Source organism: Pedobacter cryoconitis, assembly GCF_003259615.1.
Taxonomy (GTDB): Bacteria; Bacteroidota; Bacteroidia; order Sphingobacteriales; family Sphingobacteriaceae; genus Pedobacter; species Pedobacter cryoconitis.
In genome coordinates, this window is record NZ_QLLR01000002.1 from 40811 (window position 1) to 55232 (window position 14422).

Sequence of the window (14422 nt, forward strand, 5' to 3'; positions counted from 1 at the left end):
GTTATGCTGGATTACCATAACTTACAGAAGTTACTCCGGCTTTGGCAGGCTCTAATACCGTACCTTTTACGCGGATAACGTTAACATCTGTAGGACTGAAAACACCAACCAGTGTTGCTGAAACATGAACGCGTGGGAATAACCAGGTCGCGCCCTGAGCATCAATGATCTCATGAGTTTTCTCAATAATCGGAGATTTAGAAGGTTTATTCCAGATCTTATTTGGCCCGGTTCCTGTCAGGGTACCACCCATATAATTCTGCATCACCTCTACGTCAAAAGTCATGATGTCGTACTCAACGGTGATGTCTCCATCCTCATTGATCACGATAACAGGCTGGGATTTACCAGCAGCTTTAATTTTAGTCTGCGTTGCATCTGCCTGCGTAACTTTTACCGTGTTTTCTTTGATCTCTCCCGGAGAAGCTAATACTTTACCAGCATCGCCATCTACTTCTAAACTTCCTACTTTTAATGATTTAATATCTAAACTGAATTGTGACATAATATTGATTTTTAAGGGTTTAATTTTTAATGAAGGATCGGACGGTCGTCTTTTCCTTTTAATTTGTTTAACTGCTGACCCACCTGTTCAGCTCTTTTAATGACTTTTTTTGTTTGCTGCTGAAGTGATCTGCCGACAACCTCAGGCATTGTTTCAGGTTACATTCAATCCATTGCTTTTCTCATTTTTCGACTTTTAAATACACGTTTATTTATTTCTCTTTCTTTTTATTAGTCAACTCAGATCAGACCTCTACGGCATAGATATACCCCTCTACGTTCAATCCTTTTTCATTGAAATTCCTGGTAATCGTCCGTAGTTTCTGCGCCACACGGTCCCCTTCCCTGCTTCCGCTGGCATTGGTATTTCCTTCGATAGTTGTCATTGTGTTTTTGGCGTGATCAACGCTGATGACAATACCTGCATGGCCTGTAGTGCCTCTTCCCATCCGCCAGATTACAATTGCCCCGGGCTTTGGCGTTTCCCCGACAGGAAAAGTCCCGTTATTCTCGTGGTTACGTAAGGTCTGCAGCGCTCCGCCACTACAACAGCTGTTCACGATCGACTTGAAGCTTTGATGACCGCCATAAGCTTCTTTGTAAACCAGCTTGGTAAAAAAAGCACACCAGGGTGCACCTTTATACCAGCCCACATTCTTCATCTGCTGCTCAAAAACAGCGTCCCCAAAGCCTGAGTTACCTTTTAGTTCCAATTTCCCTAAATAGCTTCTTGCTATTTCAATTATTCTATTTACACTGCTCACGATAGGAGATTATTAAGTTTATCCTGTATTTTACTAATCCAATGGGTCTTCTCTTTCCCACTGATCACTGCAAGGTTTTCAAGTACACTCACCACATTTTCAAGTAAAATCTGGGAGAGCAGAAACAGATGCAGCCAATCGAACATGAGCGCTGCTGCAGCCCTTTGATGCGCCTTAAAACTTTGAGACATCACATATGGAAGCGCAATCAAAACGAGGTAATAAAAGACCTTAAAACTAAAGCGGCTAAGCTTCATGCTGCTGATCCCCTCTTTCCGGATATGCGCCGCGACTACCCCGCTGGTAACTTCTGCCATGAACACCAGGATCAACAGTGCAAAAGCATAAGTATCCAGGCCAAAAACACGGTCTATCAAAGGAAACATGACACTAAACATAGTACTGGCAATGGTTAAGCGGTATTTAGTCGTCGGCCATAAACTCTGACCTAATTCTAACCAGCTGTGGTAATCAAAAGAGCTAAGCATTCTGGTTAAAAACTGCATTAGCCTGTACAATTTGAAGTCTTGTTTTAAGGTTGATATTTAGTCGTTGTTTTCTCATTTGCTGTTCGATTATGATACAAACGTACAGCAGAAAAAAGCCCTAAAAAAACGCTGTAAAACCATCATAGCACAGATTTTAGTTTATATAGCAGTAATTACCATGATAGAATTACCCAGTTTTTTTGCCCTGTTTATAGTACCGATTTTTGAACTGTTATCACGCTTAAACGGGTCGGGGAAATCAATCCGGGAGAGCTTATTTAAAATCAGAAAAATGAAGAAAGTTTATTTAAAAATGTTGGAGCGCTTCAAAGAATTGCCTTCAATCAAACAGGTCGAAGAAGACTACGGACAACTGGAACAGAGCGACAAAATTGCAGTACTTAAATTTCCGTTTGTGGGCTTTTCTATTTCAGAACCTGTCCGCAAAAATCTAACAGCTACAAAGCAGGTTTGTGATTGTGAGATCAGCTTGCGGCTGGCACTGGATTATGGGAAGGATGTTAGTATTTCGCCTTATGATATTCAGGAAGCCCTGGAAGCGAAATTTCAAGGATGGGGAGATCAGGAAATGAACCGCTGGGAATGTAAATCCCTGGTGAAAGAACCAAGACTGGACGGGCTTGTCGTATTCAGATTCCTGTTCAAAACAGGTTATCAGAAAAGCCCTCAGTAGTTACTGCCAGTTCAGGTGCGGATATTTTTTTCTCAATGTGGTCTTGTCGGGAGACAGGGCCACAATTTCTTTCAGGTTTGCATCCCCTTCGGTCAAACAGCTGATAATGGTACTGCCACTGATAAAGAATTCCTTTTCCATATCCGCAACCGCTACATCAAATCTTTTTTTCAGGATATGGTAATAATAATAGAACCGGTGGGCCATACAATCATTGCGTTCTGTTGCATAAATATTGCGTTTCCCTTTCCGGGTTGCATCAGCTTCGAAAGCTGGTGGAAAAATTGAAGTAAGTGTCTGGCTGCCTCTGATCATCGTAATACAAATGTCCTCATTAGGTAGTAAAAATTAAAGAAAAGTTATTAAATGAAGAAAAACTCCTGAGGGGAGTTTTTCTTCATTGCCGTTAATCATCACCTAATCTTTTGATACTTTCCAAGTACCAGTTTTTAAAAAGCCTGTTGTATAAAATCAGGTCATTAAAAGCGTCTCTGCAGTGGTATAAGATCCCTATCCGGTTATGCTTGGGGAACAGGGCAATAATCTCACTATCGGCTGTCTGGTCTTCTGTTAAGATCATCACGGTAATATATTTTGCAAACAAAATATCAGGTAAACGGCTTGCGCCTTGCATATCAGCAGTGGTAACTCCGCAAACTTCTGCTACCATTTCCATTATATGTACTGGTTTCATATTGCCTGCCCTCCTTTCCTGTGATAAGCATGTACTAATCGTTTTACCCTTCTGATATCTCCTTCACTCTCATTGACAATACGGTTCAATTCAAAATCATCTGAAACCCCGTTAAGCTGCGCAATCCTTTTTAACTCACCCTGGTTATTCGCAGGAAGCTCAACGAACTTTCTGCCGATACGGCTGTACATTTCCTTATACCCTTTTTTATTCATGGTCACGCCTTTAAGAATTCTCTTCTTCAAATGATCTGTAGCCTGTAAAACAATCCCGCACTTATCTTCGGTTTCATTATAGATCGTGATAAAGAAATAAAGCAGCGGATCACTGATTTTATCCGCTTCATCGATGATGATTATCGGATTTTCTACACTTAAAATGGTTTCAAGAATGGCAGACATCATTTCATAAACACTATAACCACCACTATTTTTACCCATTGCCGTTAATAAATCTGCTAAGAATGTTTTACGGTTCAGATGCTCTTTACATTTGATCAGAAATACGTTCTGCTGATCGGCAAAAAGTCTGGCTGGTTCTGATTTACCACTTCCTTCGGCTGCTACAATGCAAAAAACTTCACTGTAATTCTTAGCGTCCTGATAGATTTTTTCTATCAATTTCATTCTGCGCGTATCCCTGGACACGATCCAGCTCTGGGATAAGTCATTTTTAATTCGTTGCTTTGTTTCTGTATTCATTTTGTCGTTTTAAAATGTTTATAATGGCCGCCTCTGCAAAGGCGGCTTTTTTTGTTAATAGAAGTCGTAGGGATTTAATTCCTCTTCAGCTTCTGGCTCTTGCGCTGCTATTTGTTGTTTTGTTGCCTGTTTAACTGCTTTTTGGCCCTTTGGCCTGATGGACTCAGCCTGATATTGACCTTCCAGATAAAGTGTTTCTGCACCCTGCTTTAAATCCTTAATTAAGATACCTGCTTGTAAAAGACTTTGAGGATCTATATGAATTTCATCTAAAATCTTTACCCTTTGCTCCAGTGTTTGCGTTAAAAGCGCTCCTATTTGCTTTTTGGCTTCAAATAAACCTCCGATTCTTTCCCGGTCACCTGTTTGATAATCTGCAATGGCAGCTGGAACTTTCTGATAAGGCCTGGCAACAAACCTCAGCCCTTTACCATCGGTGATTAAAACCTCACTAAGATTTTGAGGATCATAAATAACCTCTACTTTTTTACCATGATTCTCATAAATTACCTGGTCAGGAATATCCAAACTGATCTTCTTTCCTTCCAATACCGGCCTTAAGCCACTTGCGGTCAGCATTAGTGGTTCGCCTGCTCTTTTTTTACCCATGAGCTGAAGTTTCACAGCTGTATCAATGATTTTGACTTTACTTTTTTCAGAAGCATTGAAAGCTTTCAACCATTCTTGTTGTCTGCTTATACCAGTTTTAGGATTAGGTTTCATCCGCATCACCTTGATAAATGTTTCCACGATAGCTGGCATTTCTTCTATTTTAGGATAATCCTTTGAAGCCTGTACCACATATTCAGCACTCAAACGCTCCTTAGCAGTGATATTTTTACCTGCATAATTATTAGAAGGCATTGCTTTTAGCACCTGGTGCCACTCTACGCCAAAACTTCTCTCGATGTACTTTCCTTGTGGTACGCCATGAGCCTGCGGAGTGAATATTGCTACTTTACTATAAAATTCAGCCAGTTTGTTTTTCAGCTTGACATCAAGTCCCCAGCGATCGGTTTGCAGCTGATGCGGCAAATAATAATTGCCCGTCAGCGTCTGAATGTGATTCATTGCATTCCGAAAAGCTTCATAAATCAATTCGTGCGTTACCCGATCTCCAACAGCATAACCCAGTATATAGTCATTATAAGTATCAGTGATTACGTACAGCATTGGGCGATAGTATTTGCTTTTCTTTGTACCGCCAAGCTCTGTCCAGGTTTCAGTTTCAAAAAACAGGTCTAAGCAGTTATCATCTGCGTTGACAAAAAGCAGTGGCGCTGAAGCCCTGTCTCTTTGTATATGTTTACTGTATTTGCTATACGCATTTTTCCTACCTTCTCTGGATGCGGCAAGAATATGTTCATTCCTGTTTTTAAAGTATCCAATAGCTCCTGGTGTTACCTGATGCTGACCATTTGATTCTGCAAATTTATTATAGGCCGCTGCCACTACGGTATAGTCATGCTTCCTGGGATCAGATAAAAGCTTCAGTAAAACAGCTTCTGCTGCTGCTCCTTTAATCTTCTTCGCGTTACCATTTCCAAATCTGAACTTTTCGATCAATAGCTCATATTGCTGCGCCGGCTCAGTTAACTCCTGATATTGTTTAAGTTTTTCTTTTAATCTTTTTGCATTCGCGGGTATGCCGATCTCTTGCGTGCGGATCAGTTCTGTAACTATATCCCAAAACACAGCTAAACTAATTTTCAGTTCTCTTTTAAGTGCTTTTTTATCATTTGTAAAGTCCGACAGCATATTCAGCCAGCTCGCGGCCCTGGTATACCGGTCTACATAATTGATTTGTCTTTTTCCATTAATATCTTCATCACAAGCCGGCAGCTTTAATCCATTAGGCAATACATAATGTTCATAGAATTTTTGCGCTTCATAGTCCCAGTTGATTAAGTTCAACACAGGCTTTTTAGCCAGGTATTCATAAGGATCACCGTATTTCGCCCTGATCACCTGCTTACGGTTTTCTTTGAGTGCTTCATACTCAATATATACTTTGCGGCCATTGCCACCCAGCCCGTGGACGATAATGTTATTACGCCGCTTATCATTCTTATAAGAATCCAGCCCAAACAGATCAACATATTCACCATAGGTAAGCGCTATCTTATTATTGCTTATATATTCCATACGTGTTGTCTTTTGTTTTTCTGACACATGTCGTTTTTATTTTTCTTACCTTCGATTATTGTTCGGTTAAGTTCACAATTATACAGATATTCTGTATTAAAAGAAAATATATTTTCAAATCGTACAGAATATCTGTAACAAGCACATAGTCAATTGGAGAAAACAATTAATCAGCGGTTTAAAGAGGTGGTTGACTTCCTGACAAGGGATAAAATAGTCAAGAGTAAGAAGGATATTGCGCTGCAACTAGGTATAAGTCAATCTTATCTTTCAGAGATTCTGAATAATAGAATTAAGATCAGCGGAGATTTTCTACAGATATTCTTTAATAAATTCGGAATAAACCCTAATTATATCTTTGGTACATCCTCAGATATTTTAGTGCAGCCATCAAATCTGCTGGCAGAACCGCAGGCTGTTTATTCAAAAACAACAGGGTCTAAAAATGACACCCCAGCGCTGCAAAAACATGACACCCCAGCTGACCCCCCAAATCTTAATTTCGGCGTACCAAAAGTAGTGTCGGTGAATGAGAACAATGAGGAGCTGATCAGTCTGGTCAATGTAAAAGCAGCAGCCGGTTATCTGAATGGTTATGCGGACCCGGAATACATTGAGCGTTTACCTACTATCCGTATGCCGGGGATCAAAGGTGGTTCACACAGAGCATTTGAAATCAGAGGCCATTCTATGTCACCCACCATGCACAACTCTTCTATAGCTATAGGGAGGTGGGTAGAAAGCTTTGATGATATTCGTGACAGATATGTTTATATAGTAATTACAAGCTCAGAGGGTATTGTAATGAAAAGGGTATTAAACAGAATTCATGAAACAGGAAAACTTATCTTATTATCTGATAACCAAAACAAAAGAGAATATCCTAATATAATTTTAGATGTTTCTGATGTACTGGAGGTCTGGAAATTAAGGGCCGGGTTTATATTTGAATTCCCTGAACCCGGAGAACTTTACAACAGGTTCAATGACCTGGAAGCCAAAGTCTCCATTATGCAGGACCAGATGTTAAGAATGTTTAAACCCTAACAATCAGGATCAAATAAGCTACCTGAGCACAAATGGTTTTTACAGGCTTCATGCGCATCAGGATTTAAACTCTTGTTTAACAAGGTGATTCTGGTAGTTCAGCATAATCCTGTTGACGCAACTGGTTTTAATTGGCTTATACTAGCGTAACTGAAACAATCAACTGATTAATTCTTGCTTATAAACAAAAAGGGGTGGGTATCTTAAAGATACCCACCCCTTTTGTATTAACTTATACTTTAAGACTATAATTTGAAACCGTAAGCGATACGCAAAGCGATCTGTCCTACACTTTTGTTATCATAGTTATTTGCGTAACGTAATGCGTCACCTTTACCAGTATTTTCATACTTCAAACCTAAGTCTAAACCATTACTCCATGAGTAACCTAAAGTTGGTGCATAAAGGAAAGTTGTTTTTGAATCTTTAGATACGCCAAAAGCAGCACCTACTTCACCCATTGCATAGATACCTGAACCACTAGGATCAAAGAAATACTTTAAACCAGTTTTCACAGGAATGTAAGCATAGTCAGGAACTTCAATATTATTGATAGCGCCAACACTATATACACGGTCTTTAGCAAAATAGTGATTATAACCAGTAGCAATCGGAACCGATAACTGCTTAGTTACGTCAAACTGTGCACGTACATCGATACCTGCAGCAACACTATAATTGTTGTTGGTAGGGATACCTATATTTGCACCGATACCTATTTTTTGAGCACTAACATTAGTTGTAAAGAATATTGCCACAACAGCTGCTGCCGAAGCAAGAAATTTAGTAGAAACTTTCATTTTATTATATTTATTCATGTGTTTTGACGATTGACAATTTTTATCAACCTTTCATGGGGTAAATACAAAATGTATGCCACTACGGTAATCCGCAGCTTATTTCACTTATCAAACAAGCCTGAAACCTGTGTAAGTGGCATTTTTCAAAATACAAGGATCTTAGGTCTTAAGCAGCAACCTTAAATCCTTCAAGCCTGAGCAAAGAATGCGTGATACACTTCTGTAACAGCCCCTTACCGCTTGAATGATTCGCTGTATAATTTAACAACTTCATCGGTTAACTGCGCAGTATCCATAGCGGAATCAAGCCAGTTTATCATAATACCGTCTTTTTCCATTTTTCTGAAAAAAGTCATTTGCCGCTTCGCGAATTGACGGATTGCGATGTACAATTTCTCTTTTAAGTCTGGTAAAGTGAGCTTATTTTGAAGATATTCAGTGATGAATTTATATTCCAAACCATAAAACAGCAGCATTTCAGCACTTACACCACGCTGTAAAAGCCCTTGTACTTCTTCTATCAATCCGTTATCGAAACGTTCATTTAACCTGTTATAAATTTTCTCCCGCCGGGAATCAACTTCTCCTCCCAGGCCAATGACCAAAGGATTCAGTAAGGGACGGTTTTCTTCCACTAAGGTATGTTGCTGTAAGTAGGCTGCAATTTCAATGGCCCTGACTAGTCTCTTGGCAGAAGAAAGATCTGCATGTGATGTTAATGCAGCCGGATAACCAGCCAATATTTTACGCAATGCTTCAATATCGTGTGCAGGAAGACTGGCTCTTAATTCTTCATGGACAGGAACAGCTGTATATTGATGGTTTTGCAGGATACTATGTATGTACATCCCTGTGCCCCCACATAATACCGGAACTTTATGCCGCCGGTTAAGGTCATCAAATATTTGATAGAAGTCATCCTTAAATGAATTCACATTATAACTCTCTCCTGCTTCTCTGATATTAATCAAATGATAGGGAATGAATTTTTCACCGGCTTTGTATTCATGCAGATCTTTTCCGGTTCCAATATCCATATCTTTAAATACCTGCCTGCTATCTGCACTGATCACCTCACCATCCAATACATTGGCCACACTAACAGCAAGTTTGGTTTTTCCTGAAGCTGTTGGCCCGAGTATGATTAAAAGCAGATTTTTCTCTATTTGCATGGTATGATATATTTCAGGTTCCCCATATTAAAAATACGGCTATAGTTTAAAGAGTTTAAGTAGGCTGTTTTCCCGGGATCTGTTAATTTTTCGGTAGCGATCGTAATTTCTTCTGGCAGACGATGAGGAAAATAGCGGATGTAATGAAGCCGGTCCAGCCATATTTCTGCAGGGGGAATTTGTCCGACCAGCTCAAAACCAAGTTTCGTATAACCTTTGCCATAAGACCAGTCTAAATCTGCATAGGTCATCACATCACTCGGAAGGATAGTTCTGATCAGATGTTTGATTAATTTACTTAACCCGCCTTGTACCGTAAAACCATCAGCAGTAGCAAACCTGATCAGTTCAACAGAAGTATAGTCCTCTTGTTTCCTGGTCATATTCCGTTTGCCGCTAAAAGTAGCCACAGCAACAAACTGACCTGCAAAAACTAAGGCATACCGATGCCTTGCTTTAGCTGATCCCTGCAGATGATTCTCTTTCAAAAAAGTATCAGCTTCTGGCTGAGTAATGCTCAACACGGTAGTTTTCCTGCCATGAATTCTTTGATTCTTTCCCAGCAATGCACTAATCCGGCTCAAAATCTGTGCAGGTTTAGTAAACCATATATCCTCCCAAAGTTGAATGAGTTGTTTACCCGAAGCCGCATATGCTTGCTGTAATGCTAACGTTTCCGCCACGCCGGGATGATCGGCTATACTTAACAAGTTAAGATACAATTCATCATTATCCCGGAACTTTAATAAAAGAAAAGAGTCAGAAGTATAAAGTTCTGACTCCATGCCAATATCCAGTAACGCTTGTTTAAGCTCTTGTTGCCAGCTTATTTTTTCTACACTCACTCTTGTTTTTTATTTATAGCAATACCTGCTCTTATAAGCTCTGCTCAATTTTAAGCTGCCCTATACCCACTCGTGCTCTTTGAATATTTTGTAACCAGCAGCAACTTTATCCTCTATTAAATTCAAAGTTACATCGTCCAGTTCTTTAATAAGCATAGCCCGCTCATGCTGAGGCACGGTATCAGGTAAAAGCTCAAAAGCTACATGGTCGTCTTTAATCTCTATACTGAGAAAAAACACGCCTGGTTTATCCTCTCCGTCTTTCCCCGCAGGCGCAGCGGCCCAAAGATCGTATTTCTGATCACTATTTTCCCCATCATTGAATCCTAAAGTGGTATATGGTTGTAAAGTTGCCCTGATTGTTTGAAAAATTTCTATAAGATCCGTTTTCATAGCTTTGATATTTTGAATTTCACAGGTATAACAAGCATTAAAAACTATTGTTTACCATTCTCTGCATTTAGCCACCATTTTTTATCCGGATAAGCTCCACCCAGCACAAAGGTTTCTCCCATTAAGGGAGTGGTTATCTGCTGAGCTGATTCTTCAGCACTTTTAGAAACGCGTATAATAGAGTCATTCCAATCATGCAAAGCCAGCGTGAACTTTCCCCAGTGCACAGGTAAAAGCACTTTTGCTTTCAAATCTTTTGCCGCCATCACTGTTTGTTCAGGAAACATATGGATCAGAGGCCATAATTCATTATACTGTCCGCATTCTAAAATTGCCAGATCAAAAGGGCCGTGTTCTTCGCCAATAAGCTTAAAATGGCTGTCATAGCCCGAATCTCCACCTAAATATAATTTATGTTCAGGAGTTTCCAGGATAAATGAAGACCATAAAGTCCGGTTACGCTTGAATAATCTCCCCGTAAAATGTCTTGCCGGTTTTGCCGTGAATTTAAGACCAGATAAAACAGCTTGCTCCTCCCATGCCAGTTCTGTAATTTTCTCAGCCGGAATTCCCCAGCGGCTTAAATGAGAGCCTGCACCGGCCGAGGTCAGGAAATGTTTTACGCTATCCTTCAGCTTTAATATACTTTGATAATCCATATGATCATAATGATCATGGGTGATCAGCAGCACATCAATTGCAGGAAAATCTTCTGCCTTGATAAAATCAGTACCCGCGTATTGCTTTTTACCGATAAAAGAAAACGGAGAAGGTGTTCTACTAAATACCGGGTCCACCAGTACTTTTAAAGTATCCAGTTGTAATAGATAAGAAGAATGTCCGAACCAGGTTACTTTCGCGCCTGATACGGAATCGAGATGGGGTGAAGCATGTGGTAAAACAGTTGCCGGCCTGCTGTCAGGATTGCCCTTCAGCATAGCTTTGAAAATAGCCAGATAGCCACCTTCGGGCACCATAGGTGTTAAAGATTGATTTTGCAGTTCATCACCTTCCGCATTTGGCAGCCGCCGGATACGTTCCAGTCTTGCACCTTGCGGCAAACGACCAAAAACTGGTAAGGTTAAAATAGCATAAACCAATATGGATAATGCGCAGAGAATAAATAAAGTGATATACATAGGTTTAGAATAGCTAATCATGAAGACTATGTAATAACATCTGTTTATTCATGCTTACATAGAAATTCCGGAACGAATATAACAATTGGATGAAGTATCATGCCCCGGAAATTTATTAATATTGCACGGGCCTGTTAATTAGCAGCACCTTTTTTATTTAAAACACCGACTAAACTTCAAACAGCGCAAATAATGAGTGTTAATACTGTTTTTCTAAACCATGCTTTTGTAGAGGAAACTCAAGCCTCCTTATTAGTGACTGACCTTTCTATACAAAGAGGCTATGGAATATTTGACTTCTTTAAAACAATAAATGGCAAGCCCGTTTTCTTGGATGATCATATCGCACGCTTTTATAATTCTGCAAAAAAAATGCACTTGCAGATTAGTCAAACACCTGCAGAATTAAAGGGTATCATTGCCGAATTGATGCAGAGAAATAATTTACCGGATTCCGGAATTAAGATGACTTTAACTGGTGGTTATTCCGGGGATGCCTATACCCTGCCAACAGCACAAAATCTGATCATTACCCAAACTGCCCTAAGTATCCCTAAGGGGCTTCAGGAACAGGGCACTACTTTGGTTACTTACCCTTATCAAAGACAGTTAGCAGAAATGAAAACACTGGATTATTCTATGGCCATCTGGCTACAACCGTTTATTAAGGAGCATCATGCGGATGAGGTATTGTATCAGTATGATAGCTTTATTAAAGAAACACCAAGGGCAAACTTTTTTATAGTGACTACTGAAGGCGAAGTTGTTACTGCTAAAGACAATATTTTAGCCGGGGTGATCCGCAAAAACATCCTGAATCTTGAAGACACCGTTTTTCAACTGACCGAACGTGAGTTTAGCCTGGAAGAGCTTTACAATGCAAGTGAGGCCTTTATTACCAGTACAACCAAAAACATACTTCCGGTACTAAAAGTAGATGGAAAAGAAATTGGTGATGGAAAAGCGGGAAAGGTTACAGCGCAATTATATGATTTGCTGCTGGAAAAAATAGGATAAACTCAACAATACAGTATTCAGCAAATAAGTTAAAAAAAAGACTTATTTGCTTTAAATCAGGGCAAATAAGTCTTTATATCTTAAAAAAAGGGGAGCACTATACCACTGCCGGATCTTCTTTCTTCGGTACTAGTTTTTCTGCCAGACCAGCTCCTGCGGCAAGCAATTCATTGGTAATTGACCTTGTATATTCGGAGATTTCTGCTTTAAAGTCTGCAACCGAGGCACCAGACCGGATTTCTTCCAGTCTCTTCTCCCACGAACCAGTCAATTCTGCCTGTGCAATCTTCTGGTCTTTCACGACATCGTAAACTGCCAGTCCTTTAAAAGTCGGGACAAGATTTCTTTTCTCCCGCATAATATATTCCCTGGTGATCAGGGTTTCGATAATTGAGGCCCTGGTTGCCGGAGTTCCCAGTCCGCTATCTTTCATCGCATAACGAAGTTCTTCGTCTTCAATCTCTTTCCCGGAAGTTTCCAGCGCTTTTAATAAGGAGGCCTCATTATACAAAGGTTTAGGCTTAGTCTGTTTTTCTAATAAGGCCTTTTCTACGATAGGCAGCAGCTCTCCCTTTTTAACCTTTGGAAGAGAAGGGTTATCCTCATCTTTTTTATCTTCTTCTTTATCATTTAATACCGAGCGCCATCCTGCGGAACGGATAACTGTTCCGTTAGCAATAAACAGAGAACCGGATTCAATAGTAATTTTAGTCACTTCCTTTACACATTCCTGATGGAAAGCTTCCAGCATACGGCCTACCACCATATCATAAACAGCTTGTTTATCGGCGCTTAAATGAGCAGCAGGCTCCCCGGTTGGTAAAATGGCATGGTGATCCGTAACTTTTTTCGCATTCACGCTCCTTTTATTCAAAGGTATAGTCATCAGAAACTCTGCCTGTTTTCCAAAATCCGGATGTGTGGTTAGCTGCGTAATCAACTGAGGAACACCAGCAAAAACATCGTCTCCGATATATCTGCTACCTGTCCTTGGATAGGAAACCAGCTTACTTTCATATAAATTCTGCAGCAAATTAAGGGTCTGATCTGCGGTATAACCTTTACGCTTGTTAGCTTCCTGCTGTAAACTACTTAAATCATGCAATAACGGAGGCGGCTCTTTACGTGGCTTGGCTTCCACATCCAGGATCTTTCCTCCTGTGGAAAATCCAGAGCCTACATCTTCAATCTTATCAAATAAAACCTGCGCTTCCTCTTTGACATTGAAGTTGACCGTAGAAACAGCCTTAAAAAGCTGCCCGTCTTTATCCAGCTGTATACCCAGCTGATAATATAATTGGGGTACAAAATTCTTTGTTTCAATAAACCTGGAGCAGATCATTGCTAAAGTTGGGGTCTGTACCCTGCCCAGGGAAAGCACTGACCTTGCACCGGCCGATATACTTAAGGCCTGGGTGGCATTCATTCCGACCAGCCAGTCAGATTCTGACCTGCAGTGTGCTGAATTAAATAAAGTATCATAATCAGTACCGGGTTTGAGATTCCGGAATCCTTCTTTAATAGCTTCATCAGTCTGCGAAGAGATCCAAAGTCGTTTAAAAGGTTTTTTACATTTCAGGAAATAATAGATATAACGGAAAATGAGTTCACCTTCCCGCCCGGCATCCGTTGCGACGATAATCTCTGTAGCTTCATCAAATAGCTTTTTGATAATATCGAGTTGTTTTCTGACCCCGGGATCTTCCACAAAACCATCCTTGGTTTTAATTTTCCGGATTGCCAGTTTAAATTTAGCCGGAAGCATTGGCAGATGTTGCCTTCTCCAGCCAATAAAGCCGTATTCCTGCGGAGGTGCCAGTTGCAGCAGATGTCCGAATGCCCAGGTGAAAGTATAACCTTTCCCCTCAATGTACCCGTCTTTTCTACCCGTTGCGCCAAATACTTTAGCCAATTCACGTGCAACGGATGGCTTCTCTGCAATTACAATCTTCATCTATTCTCCTTTTTTAGAATCACTAAATTTCATCAAAATACTTCACATTAAAAAACCATTAACTC

Annotated in this window: 17 protein-coding genes; 3 read left to right on the top strand and 14 right to left on the bottom strand. The window is 40.2% G+C overall.

Going from position 1 to position 14422, the window contains the following annotated elements:
• Nucleotide 1: 1 nt before the first annotated feature.
• The 4 genes from LY11_RS03085 to LY11_RS03095 all read right to left on the bottom strand — a co-directional run bounded on the left by LY11_RS03085 (nt 2) and on the right by LY11_RS03095 (nt 1774).
• Entirely contained in the window at nt 2–505 is a 504-nt protein-coding gene (locus LY11_RS03085) for a hypothetical protein (RefSeq protein WP_111632280.1), read from the bottom strand.
• Nucleotides 506–531: 26 nt separating this feature from the next.
• On the bottom strand, nt 532–654 hold the full coding sequence (locus tag LY11_RS27160) for a hypothetical protein (RefSeq protein ID WP_262510906.1): 123 nt from the start codon (nt 652–654) through the stop codon (nt 532–534).
• A gap of 95 nt (nt 655–749) precedes the next feature.
• Nucleotides 750–1268 carry a CHAP domain-containing protein gene (locus LY11_RS03090; RefSeq protein ID WP_146610793.1) on the bottom strand — a complete coding sequence of 173 codons (519 nt, stop codon included), beginning with the start codon at nt 1266–1268 and terminating at the stop codon, nt 750–752.
• Nucleotides 1265–1774 carry a phage holin family protein gene (locus LY11_RS03095; RefSeq protein ID WP_111632281.1) on the bottom strand — a complete coding sequence of 170 codons (510 nt, stop codon included), beginning with the start codon at nt 1772–1774 and terminating at the stop codon, nt 1265–1267. Before LY11_RS03095 ends, LY11_RS03090 begins: the two co-directional genes overlap by 4 nt.
• A 274-nt stretch (nt 1775–2048) precedes the next feature.
• Here LY11_RS03095 and LY11_RS26490 point away from each other — a divergent pair, with 274 nt between their 5' ends.
• Nucleotides 2049–2450 carry a hypothetical protein gene (locus LY11_RS26490; RefSeq protein WP_146610794.1) on the top strand — a complete coding sequence of 134 codons (402 nt, stop codon included), beginning with the start codon at nt 2049–2051 and terminating at the stop codon, nt 2448–2450.
• Here the strand turns inward: LY11_RS26490 and LY11_RS03105 are convergent, their stop codons facing one another.
• The 4 genes from LY11_RS03105 to LY11_RS03120 all read right to left on the bottom strand — a co-directional run bounded on the left by LY11_RS03105 (nt 2451) and on the right by LY11_RS03120 (nt 5990).
• Nucleotides 2451–2765 (bottom strand): hypothetical protein, encoded by a 315-nt coding sequence (locus LY11_RS03105; protein WP_111632283.1) that lies wholly within the window; start codon nt 2763–2765, stop codon nt 2451–2453.
• A gap of 91 nt (nt 2766–2856) precedes the next feature.
• On the bottom strand, nt 2857–3126 hold the full coding sequence (locus tag LY11_RS03110; protein ID WP_170132611.1) for a hypothetical protein: 270 nt from the start codon (nt 3124–3126) through the stop codon (nt 2857–2859).
• A 14-nt stretch (nt 3127–3140) separates the two neighbouring features.
• The gene (locus tag LY11_RS03115) at nt 3141–3845 is read right to left on the bottom strand and encodes an ATP-binding protein (RefSeq protein ID WP_111632285.1); all 705 of its coding nucleotides are present in this window, start codon (nt 3843–3845) and stop codon (nt 3141–3143) included.
• A gap of 54 nt (nt 3846–3899) precedes the next feature.
• Nucleotides 3900–5990, bottom strand: coding sequence for a hypothetical protein (locus tag LY11_RS03120; protein ID WP_111632286.1), 2091 nt, complete (start codon nt 5988–5990; stop codon nt 3900–3902).
• Nucleotides 5991–6143: 153 nt separating this feature from the next.
• On the opposite strand from LY11_RS03120, the gene LY11_RS03125 reads away from it, so the two are divergent.
• A complete protein-coding gene (locus LY11_RS03125; protein ID WP_111632287.1) occupies nt 6144–7037 on the top strand; it encodes a LexA family transcriptional regulator in 894 nt (297 codons plus the stop codon).
• Between the two features lie 245 nt (nt 7038–7282).
• On the opposite strand, the gene LY11_RS03130 is transcribed toward LY11_RS03125, so the two are convergent.
• From LY11_RS03130 to LY11_RS03150, 5 genes are all read right to left on the bottom strand, one after another.
• The gene (locus LY11_RS03130; protein WP_245952587.1) at nt 7283–7855 is read right to left on the bottom strand and encodes a hypothetical protein; all 573 of its coding nucleotides are present in this window, start codon (nt 7853–7855) and stop codon (nt 7283–7285) included.
• Between the two features lie 215 nt (nt 7856–8070).
• Nucleotides 8071–9009: a tRNA (adenosine(37)-N6)-dimethylallyltransferase MiaA gene (gene miaA / locus LY11_RS03135; protein ID WP_111632288.1), complete on the bottom strand. Its 939-nt coding sequence runs from the start codon at nt 9007–9009 to the stop codon at nt 8071–8073.
• Nucleotides 9000–9854, bottom strand: coding sequence for a hypothetical protein (locus LY11_RS03140; protein WP_111632289.1), 855 nt, complete (start codon nt 9852–9854; stop codon nt 9000–9002). The genes miaA and LY11_RS03140 overlap by 10 nt, the downstream gene beginning before the upstream one ends.
• A gap of 60 nt (nt 9855–9914) precedes the next feature.
• A complete protein-coding gene (locus LY11_RS03145) occupies nt 9915–10247 on the bottom strand; it encodes a hypothetical protein (RefSeq protein WP_111632290.1) in 333 nt (110 codons plus the stop codon).
• Nucleotides 10248–10291: 44 nt separating this feature from the next.
• Nucleotides 10292–11386, bottom strand: a complete 1095-nt coding sequence (locus LY11_RS03150) for an MBL fold metallo-hydrolase (RefSeq protein ID WP_111632291.1) — start codon at nt 11384–11386, stop codon at nt 10292–10294.
• Nucleotides 11387–11578: 192 nt separating this feature from the next.
• Between LY11_RS03150 and LY11_RS03155 the strand changes: the two genes are divergently transcribed.
• A complete protein-coding gene (locus LY11_RS03155; protein WP_111632292.1) occupies nt 11579–12403 on the top strand; it encodes an aminotransferase class IV in 825 nt (274 codons plus the stop codon).
• Between the two features lie 97 nt (nt 12404–12500).
• Here LY11_RS03155 and LY11_RS03160 read toward each other — a convergent pair whose 3' ends face one another.
• Nucleotides 12501–14357, bottom strand: a complete 1857-nt coding sequence (locus LY11_RS03160) for a DNA topoisomerase (protein WP_111632293.1) — start codon at nt 14355–14357, stop codon at nt 12501–12503.
• Nucleotides 14358–14422 lie beyond the last annotated feature (65 nt).